Source organism: Pseudacidovorax sp. DMC4 (genome assembly GCF_056314265.1).
This window is the reverse complement of the sequence record NZ_JBQUYR010000001.1, coordinates 648,022-668,197: the sequence shown is the minus strand read 5'-3', so window position 1 is coordinate 668,197 and position 20,176 is coordinate 648,022. Positions and strand designations below refer to the sequence as shown.

Sequence of the window (20,176 nt, the reverse complement as noted above, 5' to 3'; positions counted from 1 at the left end):
ATGTTTCAAAAGCCGGATAAGGGGCGGCCCGTGCCCCTTATTCAGCCGCCCCAGCGCTGGAGCAGCCGGTCCACGCGCTGGTCGAAGCCGCCGTCCAGCGGCCGTTCGAACTGCGACAGGTGCGCCGCAAGGCGGCCGGCCGCGGGTGCCAGCGCGTCGCCATGGAGATCGAGCAGCGCCTGCGCCTGCCAGTGCGCCAGGCGCTGCAGCAGCCGCTGTTGCGTGGCCGGCCAGGCCGCGGTGTCGCGCAGCAGGCCCAGGAAGTCCTGGGCCTGTGCGGCCTCGCGCATCCAGGGCATGCCCTCCACCGGGGCGAGCAGGCTGCGCGCCAGCAGGCCGACGGGCTTGCCGGTGAAGACGGCGTCGAACTGCAGCGTGCTGAGCGTGAAGAGCAGGGCGTCAGCCGCACCGAATACGGTGGCCGTGCTCTGCTGCACGCGCAGGATGCGCGGATGGGCCGGCAAGGCCAGCACGCGTCCGGCGGCGACGTTGAAGGGATGCTCCTGCACCAGCAGCCAGTGACCGTCGGCCATCACGCGTTCGCACAGGGCGTCCACGCGCGCCTGCAGGCTGGCGTGGCTGCAATCGTGCAGGTCGGCCAGGCAGTCCTGGTCACGGCCGTGCAGGCTGGGCTCGCCGTGCGTGAAGAAGGCGAGCACCCAGTCCTCGTCGCCGATGCCCCAGGCGCTTCTTGCGGCCGCCCGGTCGAGTTCGGCGGGCGCGTCGTAGCGGTCGGGCGAGTCGATGGTCCGCATGCGCTCGACCAGTGCGGCAACCTGGCCTGGCTCTTCGGCGCAGGTGGCGGCGGCATGGCCCAGCGCCAGGCTGGTGGTCTGCTCGCTCAGGCCGTTGTTCTCGCCCGTGTCGACCATGAGCGTGTACTTGAGCCAACCGCGCTCCACCGACCAGAAGGGGATGTCGCGCGCACGGCTCAGGTGGCGCAGGCGGCGCGTCACCGGGTTCAGGCTCTGCCAGCCCAGCACGGCGCAGGGCCGCAGCTGGTCCAGCACATCGCCCAGGAACTCATGGGCCACGCGCTGCGCGTCTTCGGCCTCGGCATAGCTGCAGCGGTACCAGGCCACGGTGTCGAGGATGTCCTGCTCTTCGATGGCGATGCCCTGAGAGGGCTGGCCGCGCCAGCGGGCGAAGTCGGTGAGCGCGAAGGGGATCGGCAGGGCGTCCAGCCTTGGCGTCTCGATGGCCGTGGTGGCCAGGAGCACGAGGCGCAGGCCCTGGCTGGCCAACTGCTCTGCCAGCGCCAGCCAGAAGGCTTCGACGCGCGGGTCCACGCTGGCAGGCACGCAGTGCATGGCCAGCACCAAGCCGCGGGCGATGGGGGCCTGGGCCGCGCCGGCCACGCGCCGCCAGGGACGCTGGGCCGTGGCATAGCTGATGTGCGACAGGTCGACCGCCGGCTGCAGTGCCGGCTTGTGGCCACCCATGATCCACCACTCGCTGTCGGGCGGCATGCGTGTCTCGGCCGGCAATTCGCGCCAGGTGCGCGGCATGCGCATCCACTGGCCCCCGTTGAGGCCGGACTTGCAGCCGCTGGCGATCTGCTGCACCAGCCGGTCGCGCACGAAATGCGTCGAGAACTCGCGCCGCAGCCGGTCCAGGGTGTAGACATGCAGGTGGTGCGGGTTGGGGTCTTCGCCGGTCTCGTCGCTCCAGTCGTTGGGCACGCTGACCACGATGCGGCCGCCCGGCGCCAGCAGGCGCTCGAAGGCGGCCAGCGTCTGCTGCGGCTCCTCCACATGCTCCAGGGTCTCGAAGGACACGATGAGCTCGAAGCTGGCGTCGGGCAGTTGCGCCAGGTCGCGCGGCAGGTACCCGGCGTGGAAGGCTAGGCGCTCGTCCTGCGTGGCGAAGTTCTGCCGCGCATAGTCGATGGCATAGGCGCTGCCGTCGATGCCGGTGACGCTGGCGCAGGTGCTGTGCCGCGCCAGGATGTAGCTGCCATAGCCCAGGCCGCAGGCGGCGTCGAGCACGCGGTCGCCGGCGCGGGCCAGGCTGGCGGCCCACTGGTAACGGATGAGGTGGGCGTCCGCGCGCTCGCCGGTCTCGCGCAGCATGTCCATGTGCAGGTCGCGCTCGGCCAGCAGCTGGTCCTGCGGATACGCCGCCAAGGCCGCATCGGGAATGCGCTGCAGCGGCACGACGAGCGGCCACGCGTCGGCGTCCAGTGCCTCGTAGGGCAGGCACAGGTGGTAGGCCGGATGCTTGCGGAAGCCCGCGGCGAAGGCCTGGCGCTCGATGTGCGCGCGGGCGGCGGCGGCCGGCAGTCCAGCGGGCGGTTCGGCCACGAGGGCCAGCAGATCCTGCGCGCCCGCGGCGCGCAGTGCATCGAGCTGGGCCCGCAGGCCGGGGCCGTCCGCGTCCGCCCAGCGCAGTGCCCAGGCGATGCCAGGGGTGCTAGCGCCGCGCGCGCGCGGCCATTCACCCAGTGCACTGCGCATTGCCTGCACGTCCATCGCAGCGTCGGCGCCCACGAGCCGCGGGGCGCCGGCATCGGCAGGGCCCAGCAGCTCGGCGAGCAGTTCGGCCGAGCTGCCGAGGCACAGCGGCGCGGTCGGGCCCAGGCAGAGCTGCGCGGCGCGCCGGGCGAACAAGGGCGCGGGCAAGGCGGCGAGCGGGGCGTTCACGAAACGAGCTCCGGTGCCGCGGCATCGGCTGCGGGGGAGGGATGGGCGGCCGGCACCGTGCCGCGCTCGACGAGGGGTCGGTAGACGATGCGCAGCACGGTGCCCGGGGCCACGGGGGCGCGGGCGGCGGGGACGTACATCATTCCGCCCGGCTCCAGGCGCAGCAGGCCGTCGTCGTCGAAGGCGGCCTGGTCCAGCAGCACATCGCGGCCCAGCTGCAGGTCGACCGGCGCATCCTGCAGGGTGCCGAGGGTCAGGCGCTGGATGGCGTCGAGCTGGATGCAGCGCAGATGGCGGCCCCAGAGCACGCTCATGTCGAAGCTGGCACTGAGGGGCAGCACCAGCTGGTGGTAGCCGTCATGGGTGGCGATGGCGGTCACTTCCTGCAGGGCATGCTGCGTGCGGTTGGCCAGCAGGACGGCTAGTTGCTGCCGACGCTGGCCACCGCGGCCGGCGTCCAGCGCAAAGCCGAAGCGCACGGCGTCGAGCAGCAGGTTGGACAGTCCCGCATCCAGGTGCCGCAATTCGGCGGGATGCCCCACGCGGAGATCGCGGAAGTCGTGCGTCAGCATGGCGAAGCCCTCCCGGCGGAACTCCTGCGCTGCCGCCGCCAGGTCGATCACCGGATGGGCGAGCGACGAGCCGAGGTTCATGTCGAACTGCAGGCCGGCCAGGCATTCGGTCTCTTCGGGCGAGGGAAAGTAGACGAGCCGCCCCAGGTCGGCTGCGGCATTGATGCCCAGCTCCACCAGGTCCGCCGGGCCGCGGCAGGCGGCAGGCCAATCGCGCCACTGTGCGACGAAGCGCAGGCAGGCCGCCTGCATCGCCTCGACCTGCGGCGATGCCACCCGCGGGCGCGCCCCGGCCGCCGCCCGCGGCGTGCCGTCGTCGTCGTAGTCCTCCGTGCTGGGGGCCGCCAGGGCGCAGATCTTCTCGAAGATGCCGATGAACGTGGTGAGCGCGACCACCAGCCGTTCGTCCGCCCAGTGCGCATCGATGAGGGCGCGGCGGTCCGGTCCATGCAGCGTGGCATTGCGTGCGAGCAGGTAGGCACCGAAGAGCTCCACGCCCAGGGCTTCCTTCAGCACGGGCGCCAGCGCGGTCTGCACCGTGCCCGCATAGCCCAGGTCCACCAGCATCAGCCGCTCGCCCGGTTGCACGCCGGTGCGGCTGCGGACATGGGCGACGAGCCGGCGGCCGTAGGTCTGCGATTGCGCAAAGATGGTGCGCAACACGGCCGGCTGCTGCACGGCATTGGCGAAGGCGCGGGCCGGGTCTGGCTGCCGCCTGGCCTGGGCCACCAGCTGGCGTGCCATGTCGGGCGGCAGCAGCAGCTGGCGCGCGAGGATGTCCAGCGTGTGCACGCTGAGCGAACTGGCCAGCACGCCCAGCACGTCGTCCTGCGTGCGCAGCGAGGCGGCGATGGCCGCGAAGCGCGAGATGTGCAGCGCACTGGCGTCCAGCACGCCCGGCGCCAGGGCCTCGCAGGCCCGCTGCGGCAGGTGCCCGTCGCGCATCAGGAAGGCCGTGCGCACCTGCGGCCCGCGTGCGGCCAGGGCCTGTTGCTGCTGGAGGATGAATTCGGCGAAGGCCGCGAGGATCGGTCCGACGGCGCCATGGCCGATGCGATCGGCCACCGTGGCCGCCTGCTCGTCCCCCAGCGAGAGGACGCCGTGGAAGAGGCTGGGCACGGGGCGTTCCGCACGCAGCTGCGGCATCAGCTGCAGCGCGGCCTGCAGGCGGTCGCCCGCCTGGGCCGTGGTGGTCTCGTCGAGCGGCAGCAACTGGGCCGCGCCGATGCCGGCCTGGCGTGCGGCCTCGGCATCGGCCACCGGATGGTCGCCCACATGGAAGAGATGGGCGGGGTTGCCGCCTTCGCGCCGCAGCACCTCCTTCCAGCCGCCGGCGCTCTTGCCGCGGCCCAGTTCGCTGGAGCAGTGGATGGCGTCGATGCCCGCGCAGTCGGGGTCGTCCATCACCCGGCACAGCAGGCGGCGCAGCTCGGCGGCGCTCCAGTAGGTGTCGCTCACGATGATCACGCGCAGGCCGCGGGCCTTGGCCTCGCGGATCAGTGCCAGCGTGCGTGGATGGATGAAGCCCGCCTCGGCCTCGCAGTCGAACTCGGCGTCGCGCAGCGCCTGGCGCTGCGCGGCCGTGGCCTCGGGCAAGGCCTGCCGGTAGATCTCGTCGATCGTCACCTCGGGCAGGCCGGTGCGCAGCTCCTTGCGGCGCCGGGCCTGTGTTTCGCTGATGGCGCGCCAGGCGGCCGTCAGGCCCGCTGCCTGGGCCGCAGGCCGCTGCTGCAGGGCATGGAACACGTCGATGGGCTGCGCGACGCGGCGCCACAGCAGCGTGTCGAAGCAGTCCAGCGACAGCGTGCGCACGCCGGGCGGCAGCAGCGCCGGCAGTGCGGGCAACTCGGAGGGCCGGAGGGTGGAAGGAGGCATGGTCGCTTTCGACGCAATCGGGGCCTTGCCACTGTAGGGGCGGCATCCTTGCGCCGAAGGGCCGATATGCGGCGGCGTGGCGTGGCTGTTCGGGCCTTCGGCAGGCCGCCCTGCGCACGCGTGCGCCGGTTCAGGGCTTGGCGTCCGCCACGTTCTGCCGGGGCGTTGCCGCCGGCGCGCTGGCCGCGGCGGCCGGCGCGGGCGTCGCCTGCTCCTGCAACGCCTTCACGGCATCGCCGGCCTCCATGCTCCGGCGCCCGTCCATGCGGGCCTCGGCCTCGCGGGTGAGCACGGTGATGCTGATGCGCCGGTTGATGGCGGCGGTGCGGTCGTTCTTGTCCAGCGGGTCGCTGGCGGCCAGGCCCACCACGCGGATCAGCTTGTCCTCGGGCATGCCGGCGGCCACCAGTTCGCGGCGCGAGGCGTTGGCGCGGTCGGCCGACAGCTCCCAGTTGCTGTAGCCGCGCTCGCCGTTGCCGTAGGGGGTGGAATCGGTGTGGCCGGCCAGGCTCACCTTGTTGTCGATGCCCTTGAGCGAGCCGCCGATGGCGCCCAGGATGTCGCGCATGTAGGGCTTCACCAGCGCGCTGCCGGTGTCGAACATCGGCCGCTGCTGGGCATCGACGATCTGGATCTCCAGGCCGTCGGGCGTGGTCTCCAGGCGGATCTGCGAGCGGAACTCGCGCAGCTTCACGTCGCTGGTGATCAGCACCTCGATGCGGCCGCGCAGGGCTTCGAGCTTGCGTGCGTCCTCGCGCGCGGCCTGGGCGCGGGCCTCGGCCGTGTGCGAGCGGGTCGGGTCCTTGCCCACCTCGGTGCTGCGGCGCATCTCGCCGGTGGTGCGGGTGAGGTCGTTGCCGCCGCCGGTCACGATGCTGGAGCTGCTGCCGGTGCCCGGTCCACCTGCCATTTCCACCTTGAGCGGCGAGTTGAAGTAGTTGGCGATGCCCTGCAGGTCGCCCTTGGTGGTCGAGCCCAGCAGCCACATCAGCAGGAAGAAGGCCATCATGGCCGTCACGAAGTCGGCATACGCGATCTTCCAGGCGCCGCCATGGCTCGCATGCACCGTCTTCTTGACGCGCTTGACGATGATGGGCTGGAGCTTGCGCCCCGACGAGCCGGTGGCCATGGTTGCGTTCGTGCTTCAGTGACGGGGCGGCGTGGCGTTCAGGGACCTCAAGCTGGCTTCTTCTTGACGTGGTTTTCCAGCTCGCTGAAGGTCGGCCGCTCCGTGGAGAACAGCACCTTGCGGCCGAACTCGATGGCCGTCGTCGGGTTGTAGCCCTGCATGCTGGCCAGCAGCGTGGTCTTGATGCACTGCAGCTCCTTGCCCGCGTCCTCGGCCTTCTGCTCCAGCAGGCCCGCGAGCGGCTCCACCACGCCGTAGGCCAGCAGGATGCCCAGGAAGGTGCCCACCAGCGCCGAGCCGATCATGGCGCCGAGCACGGCCGGGGGCTGGCCCACTGAGCCCATGGTGTTCACCACGCCCAGCACGGCGGCCACGATGCCGAAGGCCGGCAGGCCGCCGGCCAGGCGGGTGAGGGCGGCCACGGGGCCATGGGCCTCCTGGTGGTGGGTCTCGATCTCGCTGTCCATCAGGGACTCGATCTCGTGCGCGTTGAGGTTGCCCGAGACCATCATGCGCAGGTAGTCGGTGGTGAACTCCACCACGTGGTGGTCGCTGCCCACTTTGGGATAGGCCTGGAAGATGGGCGACTCGGCCGGCGACTCCACGTCCTTCTCGATGGACATCAGCCCGTCCTTTCGGGCCTTCTGGAGGATGTCGTAGAGCAGCGCCATCAGCTCCATGTACCGCGCCTTGGTGTACTTGGAGCCCTTGAGCGAGGCGGGCAGGGCCTTCATCGTGGCCTTGAGCACCTTGGGCTGGTTGTTGACCACGAAGGCGCCGATGGCGCCGCCGCCGATCACCAGGATCTCGTTGGGCAGGGCATGCAGCACCACGCCGATGTTGCCGCCGTGCGCGATGAAGCCGCCGAAGATGCAGCCCAGGGCGACCAGGTAACCGAGGATGACGAACATGGTGGAGATCGAAGATCAGGTGGTGCTATTGGGCCTGACGGCGGGCTGAACCGGTCCCGCAAAAAGGGCCCGATCACGGGCCCATATCGACAGTTCGGAGGCAGGGTGCCTGGGGTTCAATTCACTGAAGATGCACACCATTGGCCGAACCTGCACCCGCCCCCTTGCCCGCCCGAGCCGGCGGCTCGCACAGGCCGCACACGAAGTGGCGGGGGTTCTCGTAGGCATCGGCGACGAAGTGGCCGCCGCAGCGCGTGCAGGGCACCATCTTGAGCATGTTGTTCTTGACGAAGCGCACCAGGCGCCACGCGCGGGTGATGGTCAGCAGCGGCTCCAGGCCCTGCGCACCGACCTGCTCGGAATAGAGGCCATAGGCCTTGATCATCACGTCGACGTTCTCCAGGTCGGCGCTGGAGCGGCTGAGGTAGGCGTGGATGTTCTGGAACAGCGAGGCGTGGATGTTCGGCTGCCAGGTGAGGAACCAGTCCGTCGAGAAGGGCAACTGCCCCTTGGACGGCGAGCGGCCGGCCACTTCCTTGTACAGGCGCAGCAGGCGCTCGTAGGACAGATCGGTTTCGCTTTCGAGCACCTGCAGCCGGGCGCCCATCTCGATCAGGCTGACGGCCCGGTCGATCTGGCGCGACTCGTCGAGCACGCTCTTGGGGGTAGGCATCTTCTTGCTATCCACGAGGTGACAGGTTCAGAGACCCTGCTCCGCGATGCGGCTGGACATGACGATGTTGGCATGCAGCCGGGCCGTGGCCTCGTTGATGGTGCGGTGGCCGACGTTGTGGTTGGTCAGCAGGCTCCAGACCATGTCGTCGTCCGCGCGGAAGGTGCACAGCAGCATGTTGCCCGACGCGATCTTCATCAGCTGGGCCGGCGACAGCGCCGCGATCAGGTCGGCCGATTCGCCGGAGATGCCAAGGCGGTAGAGCGCCTGCGCGCGGTCCTCGCGGATGAGGCTCTGGGCCAGCATCAGGTAGGTGAGGTTGGCTTCCTTGATCTCGGAAAGGATCTGGTCGCTGGTCATGGTGGGCCCCCAAGGAACTGTGTCAGTCGATGGAAGTAATTGTGAGATTGGTAACAAAAAACTTAATGCGAAGCAGGCGGTACTTGGTGTCATCCAAGCTACAACTTCGCGAGATTTTTGGTTACACGGAAAGTATTCATTCCAAGACTTGGTGCCAGCAATCCGGTGCATCTAGTGCCTACGCATTAACTTTGTCACACCAGGTGTCAGCGTTCCCGCGATGGATGGCGCTGTCAAGGACACTGTGGGGTTTTGGCGTCGAGTCCGCGAAAGTTCTAGCGAGTTACAGCTGTCGCGGGCAATGCGTTAGAACAGTAACAGGTCGTATCGGTGTTGGGCAGGCCGCCGCCGACTGCCGGACAACGGGCCGGGTGTCTTGCGCAGGGCCGGAATCTTTAGGGTCTGCACCGAAAAATAAAGTGCTCAAGTCGAGCCCCGCGAGACCCGAAATCCAGGCAACGGGCCTCACCGGTCCGTCTGGCAGCCAGTGTCGGCACTGGCAGACATTGGCAACGGATGCCGGATCCACCGGCTTGCAACAGGAGTAGTCACCATGGCCTCGATCATCAACACCAACATCGGTTCGCTCAACGCCCAGCGCAACCTGGCCGCGAGCCAGAACTCGCTGGCGACCTCGATCCAGCGTCTGTCGTCCGGCCTGCGCGTCAACAGCGCCAAGGACGACGCCGCTGGCCTCGCCATCGCCTCCCGCCTGGACGCCCAGGCCCGCGGCATGAACGTGGCGGCCCGCAATGCCAACGACGGCATCTCGCTGGCGCAGACGGCCGAAGGCGCGCTGGCCCAGATCGGCAACAACCTGCAGCGCATGCGCGAACTGGCCGTGCAGTCGGCCAACGACACCAACACCAGCACCGACCGCACGGCCCTGGACAACGAGTTCAAGCAGCTCGCCCAGGAAAACTCGCGGATCATCACCAACACCAAGTTCAACGGCCAGTCGCTGCTGACCGGCACGGGGGGCTCCAGCGGCACGTTCACCTTCCAGGTGGGCGCCAACACGTCGGCGGACAACCAGATCTCCGTCGCCACCACCGACGTGGCAGGCGCGATGACCACCGCCACCCAGGGCGCCTCGGCAACCCTGGGCACGACCGCCGCCAGTGCACGCACCGCCATGACGGCGATCGATTCGGCCATCGACAGCATCTCGAACTCGCGCTCCACCTTCGGTGCCGCCCAGAACCGCTTCGAGGCCACCATCACCAACCTGCAGACCGCGGCCGAGAACACCAGCTCCGCCAAGAGCCGGATCACCGATGCCGACTTCGCCGTCGAGACGGCCAACCTGTCGCGCGCGCAGATCCTGCAGCAGGCCGGCACCTCGATGGTGGCGCAGGCCAACCAGATGCCCCAGACCGTGCTGAAGCTGCTGGGCTGATCGTTCGCAGGACGAGGGGCGCGCTGCCGCCCGGCAGGGCGTCTCCATCGAGGCGGCTGGCGATTCTTCGCCCGCCGCCTTCAACCATTGAGGAGCACCGTACATGGCCAGCACCGGCACCGTGACGTCGAGCGGCACCAACATCGACATCGACTCCATCGTCAGCAAGCTGATGTCGATCGAGCAGACCTCGGTCACCAAGCTGCAGAACCAGGCGAGCACCATCCAGAGCCAGGTGTCGGCGGTGGGCACGGTCAAGTCGATGCTGTCCACGCTGTCGGATTCGGCCACCGCGCTGACCAAGGCGACGCTGTGGGCCACGAAGACGGCCAGTTCTTCTTCCGCGGCGGTGGGCGTGAAGGTGTTGGACTCCAGCCTGGTGGCCGCCGGCAGCTTCCAGGTGAGCGTGTCGCAACTGGCGCGCTCGCAGTCGGTGTCGTCCTCGGCGGTGGCCGCCACCGATGGCTTCCAGGCGGGCACGCTGTCGATCCAGGTCGGCACCTGGAGCGGCACCTCGGGCACGAGCCCCAGCTTCGCGGCCGGCAGTGCCGCTGCCGTGGACGTCGCCATCAGCGAAGGCGACACGCTCTCCACCGTCGCCTCCAAGATCAACGCGGCCGGCGCCGGGGTGACGGCCAGCGTGGTCACCGACCTTAGCGGCCAGCGGCTCGTGATGCGCTCGGCCACCACCGGCGAGGCCGCGGGCTTCCAGGTCTCGGCCAGCGGCTCGGGCACTGGCACCGCCCTGAGCGGCCTGGCCTTCGACGCGCCGGGCTCGGGCGCCGGCATGGCGGCCAACAGCGTGCAGTGGGCGGCCAACTCCGTCGCGACGGTGGACGGCGTGACCGTCACCTCGGCCACCAACACCGTCACGGGCGCCGTCCCGGGCCTGTCGCTGACGCTGTCGCAGCTGAGTGCCGATCCGGTCACCGTCACCGCCAGCACCGACACCAATGCGCTCACCAACGCGATCCAGGGCTTCGTCAACGCCTACAACAACATCAACAGCCAGATCAACTCGCTGACCTCGTACGACGCGGCCAGCAAGAAGGCGGGGCTGATGCAGGGCGACAGCATGGTGACCGGCCTGCAGACCATGATGCGGCGGCTGGTAGGGACCGCGAATGCGAGCGGCACCTTCACCACCTTGTCGCAGCTGGGCATCTCCATCGGCAAGAGCGCGGACGGCGGCCTCACGCTGGACAGCACCAAGCTGTCCGAAGCGCTGGCCAACCCCGATGCGGTCAAGACCTTCTTCATGGGGGGCAGCGATGGTGCCGGCGGCACGACGGACGGCTGGGCCTCGCGCTTCTCGGCCTTCACCCAGGGCGCCGTGGGCACCGACGGCACGCTGGAGACGCGCACCGCGGCGCTGCAGAAGCAGCTCGACGCCAACTCGGACGACCAGACCAAGCAGACCGACCGCATGACGCTGGTCGAGTCGCGCCTGCGGGCCCAGTACTCGGCGCTGGACGCCAAGCTGAGCACGCTCACCTCGCTGGACACCTACGTCAAGCAGCAGATCGCGCAGTGGAACAAGTCGGGCAGTTGACGTGTAACTGACTTGATTTTGGGCGGCGGCGGCCGATAAAGAAGGAAAGCATCGAATCAGGAGCCGCCATGTACACACCTCCCGCCGCCCGCGTCGCCCGTGCCTACCAGCGCGTCGCGGTCGAATCCAGCATCGAAGGCGGTGCCAGCCCCCACCGCCTGGTGGAGATGCTCTATGAAGGCGTCGGCCAGTCGCTGCTGGCTGCGCAGGGCGCGCTGGCCCGCGGCGACATCGCCGCCAAGGGCGAGCAGATCGGACGCGCCGTCCGCCTGCTCGAAGAGGGGCTCAAGGCTGGCCTGGACCTGTCGCGCGGCGGCGAGCTGGCAGGTAGACTGCGCGCCTTGTACGACTACTGCATCGGCCGCCTCACCACGGCCAACCTGCGCAACGACGCGGCCATCGTGGCCGAGGTGGCCGCCCTGATCGGTCCCGTGGCGCAGGCCTGGCGCGAGATCGGTCCGCAGGCGCATGCAGTGGCCCCCCAACCGGCCTGAAGCCGCTATGCAGGAGCTCGCGATGTCCCATCGACTGCTGGACTACTACAAGGCGATCGAGGACGCGAGCGTACGCATGCTGGAGGCCGCACGCCGCGAGGACTGGGACGAGGTGGTGCGCTGCGAGGGCGCCTGCGCGGTGCTGATCGAGCAACTGCGCTTCAAGGGCCGCAGCGAGAAGCTGGAGCGCACCGAGCGGGCCGAGAAGGCGCGCATCATGCAGCGCATCCTGCGCAACGATGCCGAGATCCGCGTGCTGGCCGAGCCCTGGCTGTCGGACGTGGCCCAGCTCTTCGACGCTCGCCTGCAGACCATGCACTGAGGGAGCGCCCGGCCGCGCCTCACACCTGCATGTTCATGATGTCCGTGTAAGCCTGCACCAGCCGGTTGCGCACGTTCAGGGTGGCCTGGAAGCCCACCTGGGCCTTCTGGATGGCGACCATGGTCTGCTCCAGGCTGACCTGCGGGTTCTCCATCTGCACTTCCTTCTGCAGGCGCGACGACTCGTTCTGGGCATTGCTCACTTCGCGCAGTGCGCCCGAGAGCGCCGACGAGAAGCCGCCGCCGGCCGCGGCATCCACGCCGGGTGCAGGGCGGGCGGCGCCTGCCGGCCGCAGGCCCGCGGCCGAGGGGGTGACGGTGTTCAGGCGCAGTTCCATGATGGCCCGGATGCTAAGGCGCCCGTCGGCATGCCATGGCGGGAATTGAGGCCGAATCCGGGGCCTTATCCAAGGCTTGGCGGCGGCGGTGCTTCGAATAATCGGCGGCCATGCGGAGGCTGTCCTGGCGTCCGCCCTCCAACGCCGCCGCTCCCCTCATGTCCGCCGCTGCCGCCCAGCTTCCCGCCACCAGCCCCATGCCCGGCAATGCCCTGGTGCCGGCCGGCCTGGCCAGCCGCTTCGCCGCCCTGGACCGCAGCCAGCGCCTGAAGCTGGCGCTCGGCGCCGTGCTGCTGGCGGCGGTGGCCATCGCCGCCATCGTCATGGGGCGTTCGGCCGAATGGCGCGTGCTGTTCTCCAACCTCAGCGACAAGGACGGCGGCGCCATCGTCGCCCAGCTGGCGCAGATGAACGTGCCCTACAAGTACACCGAGGGCGGGGGCGCCATCATGGTGCCGGCCGACAAGGTGCACGACGTGCGGCTGCGCCTGGCCTCGCAGGGCCTGCCCAAGGGCTCGGTCGCCGGCTTCGAGCTGACCGATGCCAACCGCTTCGGCATGACGCAGTTCCAGGAGAAGCTGAGCTTCCAGCGCGGGCTGGAGGGCGAGCTCACGCGTTCCATCCAAGCCCTGGCGGCCGTGCAGTCGGCCCGCGTGCACCTGGCGCTGCCCAACCAGAACGGCTTCTTCCGCGAGCAGCAGAAGCCCTCGGCTTCGGTGCTGCTGACGCTGCATCCGGGCCGCACGCTCGACCGCGCGCAGATCGCCGGCATCGTGCACCTGGTCGCCTCCAGCGTGCCCGAGCTCAGCCCCGCGGCCGTCAGCGTGGTGGACGACAGCGGCAAGCTGCTGTCCAGCACCGGCGACGCCAATGCCAACGGCAGCGTCGATGCCCAGCAACTGGCCTATGTGCAGCAGCTGGAGCAGCTCTACACCCGTCGCATCCTGGACATGCTGGAGCCGGTGGTCGGCAAGCAGAACGTGAAGGCCCAGGTGACGGCCGACGTGGACTTCTCCCAGACCGAGGCCACCAGCGAGGAGCACCGGCCCAACCTGTCGCAGGACGCCAGCGCGGTGCGCAGCCAGCAGACCATCGAGACGGTGGGCGCCACGCCGGCCCAGCCCTCGGGCGTGCCGGGGGCGGCCTCCAACCAGCCGCAACCGCCCGGGGCGCCGGCCGCGCCCATCAACGGCCAGGCCGCCCCGCTGGCCCCCAACGGTGCCCAGGCACAAGGCCAGGCCCAGGCCGGCCAGCGCCCGCCGGGCAAGCGCGAGTCCATCACCAACTACGAGGTCGACAAGACCGTGCGCACCGTGCGCGGCGCGGTGGGCACCGTCAAGCGCCTGTCGGCGGCCGTGGTCGTCAACTACCAGGGTGTGCCCGATGCGCAGGGCAAGGTCACGCCCACCGCGCTGCCCGCGGCCCAGCTGGAGCAGATGACCGCGCTGGTGCGCGAATCCATCGGCTTCAGCAAGGAGCGTGGCGATTCGGTCAACCTGATGAACGCCGCCTTCATGGCCGACGGTGCCGTGGCGCCCGAGCTGCCCCTGTGGAAGCGGCCCGAGCTGTACGAACTGGCCCGCAGCCTGGCCTGGCCGGCGGCCCTGGCCGTGCTGGGCCTGGCCGTGCTCTTCGGCCTGGTACGCCCGGCGCTCAAGGCCCTGGCCCCGCCCAAGCCCGAGGCCGCCAAGGACAAGGCGCCGCAGGAGCCCCTCGCGCTGGAAGGCGGGCCCATCGCCGCGGCCCTGCCGGGCCCGGGCGGCGCGCTGGACGCCGTGGTGGGCGACGACCCCGAGCGCCCGGCGCTGGAAGCCCCGGGTATCGAGGGCGGCCCGGAGCCCATCGCGCTGCCGCGCCCGGAGCTGCTGCTGGAACAGGCCCAGCTCGAAGGCGCCCGCGTCATGGCCCGCCAGAACCCCGCCGCCGTCGCCAACATCGTGCGCGGCTGGATCAACGCAGACACCGAGAAGGCCTGAGCCGCCATGGACGAACAAGGACTCGAAGACGCCGCCGTGCTGCTCATGTCGCTGGGCGAGCAGGAGGCCGGCGAGGTGCTGCGGCACCTGTCGCCGCGCGAGGTGCAGAAGATCGGCGAGACCATCGCGCGCACGCACGTCGTCTCGCGCGAGCGCCTGGGTGCGGTGGCCGAGCGCTTCATCGCCGCGACGTCGGGCCAGGGCCTGTACGCCGCCGACACGCACCAGTACGTGCGCACGGTGCTGCAGCATGCCCTGGGCGAGGAAAAGGCCGGCATCCTGGCCGACCGCATCCTGCAGACCAGCGACCTGACCGGCATCGAGAACCTCAAGTGGATGGACGCCGTGGCCGTGGCCGAGGTGCTGCGCAACGAGCATCCGCAGATCGTGGCCGCCATCCTCGCCCACCTGGAGCCGGAGCAGGCCGCCGCGATCCTGGTGCAGCTCGGCGAGGACATGCGCGGCGACGTGCTGCTGCGCGTGGCCAAGCTGGAAGGCATCCACCCGGCCGCGCTGGAAGACCTGAACGACGTGATGTTCCGCGTGCTGGCCGGCGGCGGCAAGGTGCGCAAGCCCTCGCCGGGCGGCACCAGGACGGCGGCCGGCATGATCAACCTGCTGGGCGCCGGCAACGACACCTCCGCGCTCGACGCCATCCGCATCCAGGATCCGGACCTGGCCCAGGAGATCGCCGACCTGATGTTCGTCTTCGACGACGTGCTCAAGCTCGACGACCGCTCGGTGCAGTTGCTGCTCAAGGAAGTGGCCACCGAGACGCTCATCGTCGCGCTCAAGGGGGCGGCCGATCCGCTGCGCGACAAGTTCCTGAAGAACATGTCCTCGCGCGCCGCCGAGGCCCTGCGCGAGGACCTGGAGGCCCGTGGCCCGATGCGCGTCTCGGAGGTCGAGGCGCAGCAGAAGGAGATCCTCAAGACGCTGCGCCGACTGGCCGAAGAAGGCCAGGTGGTGCTGGGCGGTGGCGCGGGCATGGTGTGAGGCCGCCCGTCCTGCCATGTCCCTGGCCTTGCTTGCGCCCATGAGCCGATCCCGACTGATCAGCGCCGAGCGCCTGGCCCTGCTGGCCGGCGGCACGGCCGCGCCCTGGGCCTTCGAGCGCATGGACGCACCGCCACCGGCCATCGCCGAGGACGAGGGCCCGCCGCCCGAGCCGCCCATCGACATCGAGGCGCTTCTGGCCGAGGCCCGTGCCCAGGCCTATGCCGAAGGCCACGCCGCCGGCGCCGCCGAGGCCCGGGCGCAGGCCGACGAGGCCATGCGTGCGCTGACCGATGGCCAGTTGCACGAGCAGGCCGAGCGCTTCGCCACCCTGCTCGATGCCGCCCGCGAGGGCCTGGATGCGGCCCAGCAGGACATCGCCCGCGGCACGCTGGACATCGCCTGTGCGCTGGCCCGCCAGGTGCTGCGCCAGGAACTGGCCACCCGGCCCGAACTGCTGGAGCCCGTGGTACGCGAGGCCATCGACCTGCTGGTGGCCGACGGCCGCAGCGTGCGCGTGGTGCTCTCACCCGACGACCATGCCTGGCTGGCAGCTGCGCTGGAACAGGAATTCGCCAGCCGCGGCCTGACCGTGGTCGCCGAGGGTGCGATGCCGCCGGGCGACTGCCGCCTGGAATCGGCCGGCGCGATGGTCGACGGCGGCATCGCCCCACGCTGGGCCCGCGCCGTGGCCAGCCTGGGCCTGACCGTGCCCTGGGAGGCGCCCGGCGCGGACCAGGTGCCGGCCACGGCCGCGGCCCGTTCGGCGGACGAACAGGAGTCCGACGTTGATGCCGCCTGAGCGCGCCGTGTGGCAACGCTTCATGGACGACGCGCGCCGCCGCGTCGAGCAGGCGCCCGGCCTGGAGGTGCGGGGCACGCTCACGCGCGTGGCCGGCCTGGTGCTGGAGGCGCGCGGCGTGCGCGAGCCCATCGGCGCCCAGTGCCAGGTGGTGATGCCCGGCAGCGCGCCGGTGCTGGCCGAAGTGGTGGGCTTTTCCGGCGAGCTGGCCTACCTGATGCCCGCCGGCGATGTGCATGGGCTGTCGGCCGGTGCCAGCGTTGTGCCCGCCGCTCCCTACGTGCCGGTGCCCCGCCTGGGCGAGCCCGAACGCGATGTGCGCGCGCGCAGCGGCATGCTGCGCCTGCCGCAGGGGCAGGGCCTGCTGGGGCGCGTGGTCGATTCCCAGGGCATTCCGCTGGACGGCCAGGGGCCCCTGCAGGACGTGGTCGCCGAGCCCATGGACCGCCGCCCCATCAACGCCATGGACCGCGACCCCGTGCGCCTGCCGCTGGACACGGGCGTGCGGGCCATCAATGCGCTGCTCACCGTCGGCCGTGGCCAGCGCATCGGCCTGTTCGCCGGCTCGGGCGTGGGCAAGAGCGTGCTGCTGGGCATGATGGCTCGCTACACCGCGGCCGACGTCATCGTGGTTGGCCTGATCGGCGAGCGCGGCCGCGAGGTCAAGGAATTCATCGAGGACATCCTGGGCGAGGAGGGGCGCGCCCGCTCGGTGGTGGTGGCCGCGCCCGCCGATGCGCCGCCGCTGCTGCGGATGCAGGGCGCCGCCTATGCCACGGCCGTGGCCGAGCATTTCCGCGACCGGGGCCAGCATGTGCTGCTGCTCATGGATTCGCTCACCCGCTATGCCATGGCGCAGCGCGAGATCGCGCTGGCCATCGGCGAGCCGCCAGCCACCAAGGGCTATCCGCCCTCGTGCTTCGCGCGGCTGCCGCAGCTGGTGGAGCGCAGCGGCAACGGCCTCAACGGCGTGGGCTCGATCACCGCCTTCTACACCGTGCTGTCCGAAGGGGACGACCAGCAGGACCCGATCGCCGACGCGGCCCGCGCCATCCTGGACGGGCACATCGTGCTGTCCCGCGCCCTGGCGGAAGAGGCGCACTACCCGGCCATCGACATCGAGCAGTCGGCCTCGCGCGTGATGCACAACGTGGCCACGCCGGAACACCTGGAGGCGGCGCGGCGCTTTCGCACGCTCTATGGCCGCTACCGCAGCAGCCGCGACCTGGTGCGGGTGGGCGCCTACGCGGCGGGCAGCGATGCGGTGCTGGACGAGGCGATCCGCCTGCAGCCCGTGATGAGCGCCTTCCTGCAGCAGGACATGCGCGAAGGCGCGCCCATGGACGAAAGCGTTACCGGCCTGCAGTACATCGCCGACGCCGTGCAGGCGAACTGACCGGCGCCCGATCTTTTTTTCCGAGGATGTCCATGACCGCACCCAAGACCGACGCGTTGGCCATGGCCGAGCAGATGGCCCGGGCCCGGCGCGATGCCGTGGCGCAGCAGCTGGCTGTGGCGCGCCAGGCCTGGGTCGCGGCGCAGCTGCAGCTGGACCAGCTGGAAGGCTATGCGCAGGAAACCACCGCCCGCTGGGGTGCCTCCGAAGCGCGGCATGCGCCCGAGATCATGCGGCACCACTACCAGTTCATGGACCGGCTGCACCACACCATCCGGATGCAGACCGGCATCCTGGAGCAGCATGCGCAGGCGGTCTCGCGGATCTCTGCCAAGGTGCGCGAGGCCGAGCAGAAGCTCGAAGCGCTGCGCCAGGTGATCGCCAGCCGCGACGCCAAGGCACGCCAGGCCGAGCAGCGGCGGGAGCAGAAGGCCGCCGACGAACTGGCGGCGCAGGTGCACCGGCGTGGCCCGGGGCGTGCGTCGTGGGAGGGCCGGTGACCGTCGTGTCGGCCTCTGCGGCCGGCGCCGCCACGGCCAAGGCGCCGACGGGGCTGCCGGCTCCGGGTGGCGAGGTGGGCCTGCAGGCCCGGGCGGGCGGTGAGGGCGCTGGATTCGCGTCGCTGCTTCGGCAAGCCAACGGGGCCGAGGCGCAGGCGCCGGCCGGCGCGTCGCAGGGGAGCGCCGCGCGCGCGCGGCCTCCGGGCGCCGAACGAGCCCCGGACGGAGCGCATCGCCCGGCGACGGCGGCCGCGGAGGCAGAAGCGGCGCCCTCGGTGCCCACGCCGCCCGATGCGGCCGCGGACCCGTTGGCAGCGCCCGGCACGGACCACAGCGACAAGGATGAAATGGAAGCGCTGCAGGAAGATCCGCCGGCCGCCGTCGCTGCGCAGGACCTGGCGCTGATGCTCTCGCAGCGCCAGCAGACGCCCGATGGTGCCCAGGCTGGCCGCGCGGAGCCCGCGGCAGGGTTGGGCGTCGAGGCCGTCGGCGATGCCGAGGCGGGCGGGCCGGCAGGCCGCGCGTCCGTCATGTCGGCCAGCGCCGGCCTGGCGTCCGCCGCAGGGCCGGGCGGCGGTACCCAGGAGCGCGAGGGTGCGATGGCTGGGAGCCCGGCAGCGCCGCATGGCGCGCGCAGCGCCGCGACCCCCGTCGTCCAGACGCCGGCCGAAGCGGCCACCGCGGCCGGGTCCGCCCGCTGGCAGACCCGCATGCTGGGCCAGGCCCTGGCCGATCACCGGCCGGTGCCTGAGGTGGCCGCGCCCGCACATCCGGCCGGCGCGTCCGCGCATGGGTACGCCGGCGCCGCGGGCGCCCTGCTGCCGCAGTCGCCGTCGAATCCGGTGCTGGCCGCACAACATGGGGCAGCGGCGACGCCGCCGATCGCGCCGGATGCGGCAGCGGTCCAGCCGCCGTCTGCCCTCCTGCCGGCAGAGGCGGTGCTTGCCGCGGGCTGGAAGCGCGTCGACGAGCCCGATGCCGATGCGTCCGCTACGACTTCGACGACGGTCGTGCCGCCCGGCTGGCCGGTTGGTGGTGCGCCCGATCTGGGCGGCACGCTGCCCGTCACCGCGCCCTTGGCCGCCACGCACGTGGGCGCCGCCTGGGGCGACGCCTCGGACGCGCTGCTCGACCCGATCAGCTGGTGGGCGGCGCAGCAGGTGCAGGGCGCACAGCTCACGGTCGCGGGGCCGGGCGACGCGCCCGTCTCGGTGCAACTGCGGCTGCAGGGGCAGGAGGCGCAGGTGCTCTTCCAGAGCGACGACCGGCAGGCGCGCCAGTTGATCCACCAGTCGCTGCCGCAGCTGGAGCAGATGCTGGCCGGCCAGGGCCTGAGCCTGGGCTCGGCCAGCGTGGGCACCGCGCCGGGCCAGGGGCAGGGCGCCGGCACGCAGGCGCAGGGCGGCGGCTCGACGCCGCCGGAGTCCGGGGCCGGCCGGTCTTCGGCCGACCCGGCCGACATGCCCCCCGCGATGGCATCGGTCGGGACGCGCCGACCGGGCCGTGGCGCGCTCGACCTCTTCGTGTAATCCGGAAAGAAGCCGGTTTTCCTGCCTTTGTTCCGCGGCTCGGCCCGGGCGGGTGCGCCGAATAATTCCGCCAAGGTCCGGTGCCGGGCCCTGCAAACCGAGGGGAATGATCCGTGTCCGCCAATGCCGCCGCCGAAGGGGCCGCCAAGCCCAAGAGCAACCTCATCAAGATCGTGCTGATCGTCGTGGCCGTGCTCGTGCTGGCGGGCGGCGCCGCCGGCGGCACCTGGTTCTTCATGAAGGGTGGCAGCCATGCCAAGGGCAAGGACACCCATGCCGAGGCCGCGGCCGGCGACGAGGAGGACGACGAGGCGCCCTCGTCGGCCAAGAAGCCTGCCCCGATCTACATGGCCCTGGACAACATGGTGGTCAACCTGGCCGACCCCGGCGGTGACCGCTTCGCGCAGATCGGCGTGACGCTCGAACTCAGCGACGAGAAGCTGGGCGACCAGATCAAGCAGCGCCTGCCGGCCGTGCGCAGCAGCATCCTGATGCTGGTCTCGCAGCGCACCGCGGAGGAGCTGCTGCGGCGCGACGGCAAGGACAAGCTGGCCCAGGACATCGTCATGGAGGTCTCCCGCGTGGCCGGGCTGCGCACGCCGCGCCCCATCCGCACCGACGGCGAGGGCGACAGGCGACCGCTGACCCAGCGCTACACCGGCCCCATCCGCGCCGTGCTGTTCGCCAGCTTCATCGTGCAGTGAGCACGTG

Annotated in this window: 18 protein-coding genes; 11 read left to right on the top strand and 7 right to left on the bottom strand. The window is 71.0% G+C overall.

Annotation, left to right across the window (positions count from 1 at the left end):
- Positions 1-41: 41 nt before the first annotated feature.
- The 6 genes from ACT54X_RS03065 to flhD form a co-directional block, all read right to left on the bottom strand.
- Positions 42-2,642 (bottom strand): methyltransferase domain-containing protein, encoded by a 2,601-nt coding sequence (locus ACT54X_RS03065; protein WP_476344954.1) that lies wholly within the window; start codon positions 2,640-2,642, stop codon positions 42-44.
- Positions 2,639-5,089: an HAD family hydrolase gene (locus tag ACT54X_RS03060; protein ID WP_476344952.1), complete on the bottom strand. Its 2,451-nt coding sequence runs from the start codon at positions 5,087-5,089 to the stop codon at positions 2,639-2,641. The genes ACT54X_RS03065 and ACT54X_RS03060 overlap by 4 nt, the downstream gene beginning before the upstream one ends.
- Positions 5,090-5,219: 130 nt before the next feature.
- Complete coding sequence (gene motB, locus ACT54X_RS03055; RefSeq protein ID WP_354318685.1) at positions 5,220-6,218, bottom strand: flagellar motor protein MotB; 999 nt, start codon at positions 6,216-6,218, stop codon at positions 5,220-5,222.
- A gap of 47 nt (positions 6,219-6,265) precedes the next feature.
- Positions 6,266-7,129 carry a flagellar motor stator protein MotA gene (gene motA, locus ACT54X_RS03050; protein WP_234192326.1) on the bottom strand — a complete coding sequence of 288 codons (864 nt, stop codon included), beginning with the start codon at positions 7,127-7,129 and terminating at the stop codon, positions 6,266-6,268.
- 121 nt (positions 7,130-7,250) lie between these two features.
- Entirely contained in the window at positions 7,251-7,802 is a 552-nt protein-coding gene (flhC, locus tag ACT54X_RS03045) for a flagellar transcriptional regulator FlhC (RefSeq protein ID WP_294369639.1), read from the bottom strand.
- 27 nt (positions 7,803-7,829) lie between these two features.
- Positions 7,830-8,162: a flagellar transcriptional regulator FlhD gene (gene flhD, locus ACT54X_RS03040; RefSeq protein ID WP_017760131.1), complete on the bottom strand. Its 333-nt coding sequence runs from the start codon at positions 8,160-8,162 to the stop codon at positions 7,830-7,832.
- Between the two features lie 553 nt (positions 8,163-8,715).
- Here flhD and ACT54X_RS03035 point away from each other — a divergent pair.
- The 4 genes from ACT54X_RS03035 (at position 8,716) to ACT54X_RS03020 (ending at position 11,929) form a co-directional block, all read left to right on the top strand.
- Positions 8,716-9,561, top strand: coding sequence for a flagellin N-terminal helical domain-containing protein (locus tag ACT54X_RS03035; RefSeq protein ID WP_234192324.1), 846 nt, complete (start codon positions 8,716-8,718; stop codon positions 9,559-9,561).
- 103 nt (positions 9,562-9,664) lie between these two features.
- On the top strand, positions 9,665-11,113 hold the full coding sequence (fliD, locus tag ACT54X_RS03030; RefSeq protein WP_476344948.1) for a flagellar filament capping protein FliD: 1,449 nt from the start codon (positions 9,665-9,667) through the stop codon (positions 11,111-11,113).
- Between the two features lie 68 nt (positions 11,114-11,181).
- Positions 11,182-11,607 (top strand): flagellar export chaperone FliS, encoded by a 426-nt coding sequence (gene fliS, locus ACT54X_RS03025; RefSeq protein WP_017759946.1) that lies wholly within the window; start codon positions 11,182-11,184, stop codon positions 11,605-11,607.
- A 22-nt stretch (positions 11,608-11,629) separates the two neighbouring features.
- Positions 11,630-11,929, top strand: coding sequence for a flagellar protein FliT (locus ACT54X_RS03020; protein WP_043114550.1), 300 nt, complete (start codon positions 11,630-11,632; stop codon positions 11,927-11,929).
- 19 nt (positions 11,930-11,948) lie between these two features.
- On the opposite strand, the gene fliE is transcribed toward ACT54X_RS03020, so the two are convergent.
- Positions 11,949-12,266 (bottom strand): flagellar hook-basal body complex protein FliE, encoded by a 318-nt coding sequence (gene fliE / locus ACT54X_RS03015; RefSeq protein ID WP_294369614.1) that lies wholly within the window; start codon positions 12,264-12,266, stop codon positions 11,949-11,951.
- A 158-nt stretch (positions 12,267-12,424) separates the two neighbouring features.
- On the opposite strand from fliE, the gene fliF reads away from it, so the two are divergent.
- From fliF to ACT54X_RS02980, 7 genes are all read left to right on the top strand, one after another.
- Positions 12,425-14,242, top strand: a complete 1,818-nt coding sequence (fliF, locus tag ACT54X_RS03010; RefSeq protein WP_476344946.1) for a flagellar basal-body MS-ring/collar protein FliF — start codon at positions 12,425-12,427, stop codon at positions 14,240-14,242.
- Between the two features lie 6 nt (positions 14,243-14,248).
- Complete coding sequence (gene fliG, locus ACT54X_RS03005) at positions 14,249-15,238, top strand: flagellar motor switch protein FliG (RefSeq protein ID WP_017759319.1); 990 nt, start codon at positions 14,249-14,251, stop codon at positions 15,236-15,238.
- Between the two features lie 40 nt (positions 15,239-15,278).
- Positions 15,279-16,040, top strand: a complete 762-nt coding sequence (locus tag ACT54X_RS03000; protein ID WP_476344944.1) for a flagellar assembly protein FliH — start codon at positions 15,279-15,281, stop codon at positions 16,038-16,040.
- 22 nt (positions 16,041-16,062) lie between these two features.
- A complete protein-coding gene (gene fliI, locus ACT54X_RS02995; RefSeq protein ID WP_476345103.1) occupies positions 16,063-17,436 on the top strand; it encodes a flagellar protein export ATPase FliI in 1,374 nt (457 codons plus the stop codon).
- A gap of 32 nt (positions 17,437-17,468) precedes the next feature.
- On the top strand, positions 17,469-17,936 hold the full coding sequence (locus ACT54X_RS02990) for a flagellar export protein FliJ (protein ID WP_294369610.1): 468 nt from the start codon (positions 17,469-17,471) through the stop codon (positions 17,934-17,936).
- A gap of 275 nt (positions 17,937-18,211) precedes the next feature.
- A complete protein-coding gene (locus ACT54X_RS02985) occupies positions 18,212-19,465 on the top strand; it encodes a flagellar hook-length control protein FliK (RefSeq protein WP_476344942.1) in 1,254 nt (417 codons plus the stop codon).
- 113 nt (positions 19,466-19,578) lie between these two features.
- Entirely contained in the window at positions 19,579-20,169 is a 591-nt protein-coding gene (locus tag ACT54X_RS02980) for a flagellar basal body-associated FliL family protein (protein ID WP_294369604.1), read from the top strand.
- Positions 20,170-20,176: the final 7 nt, after the last annotated feature.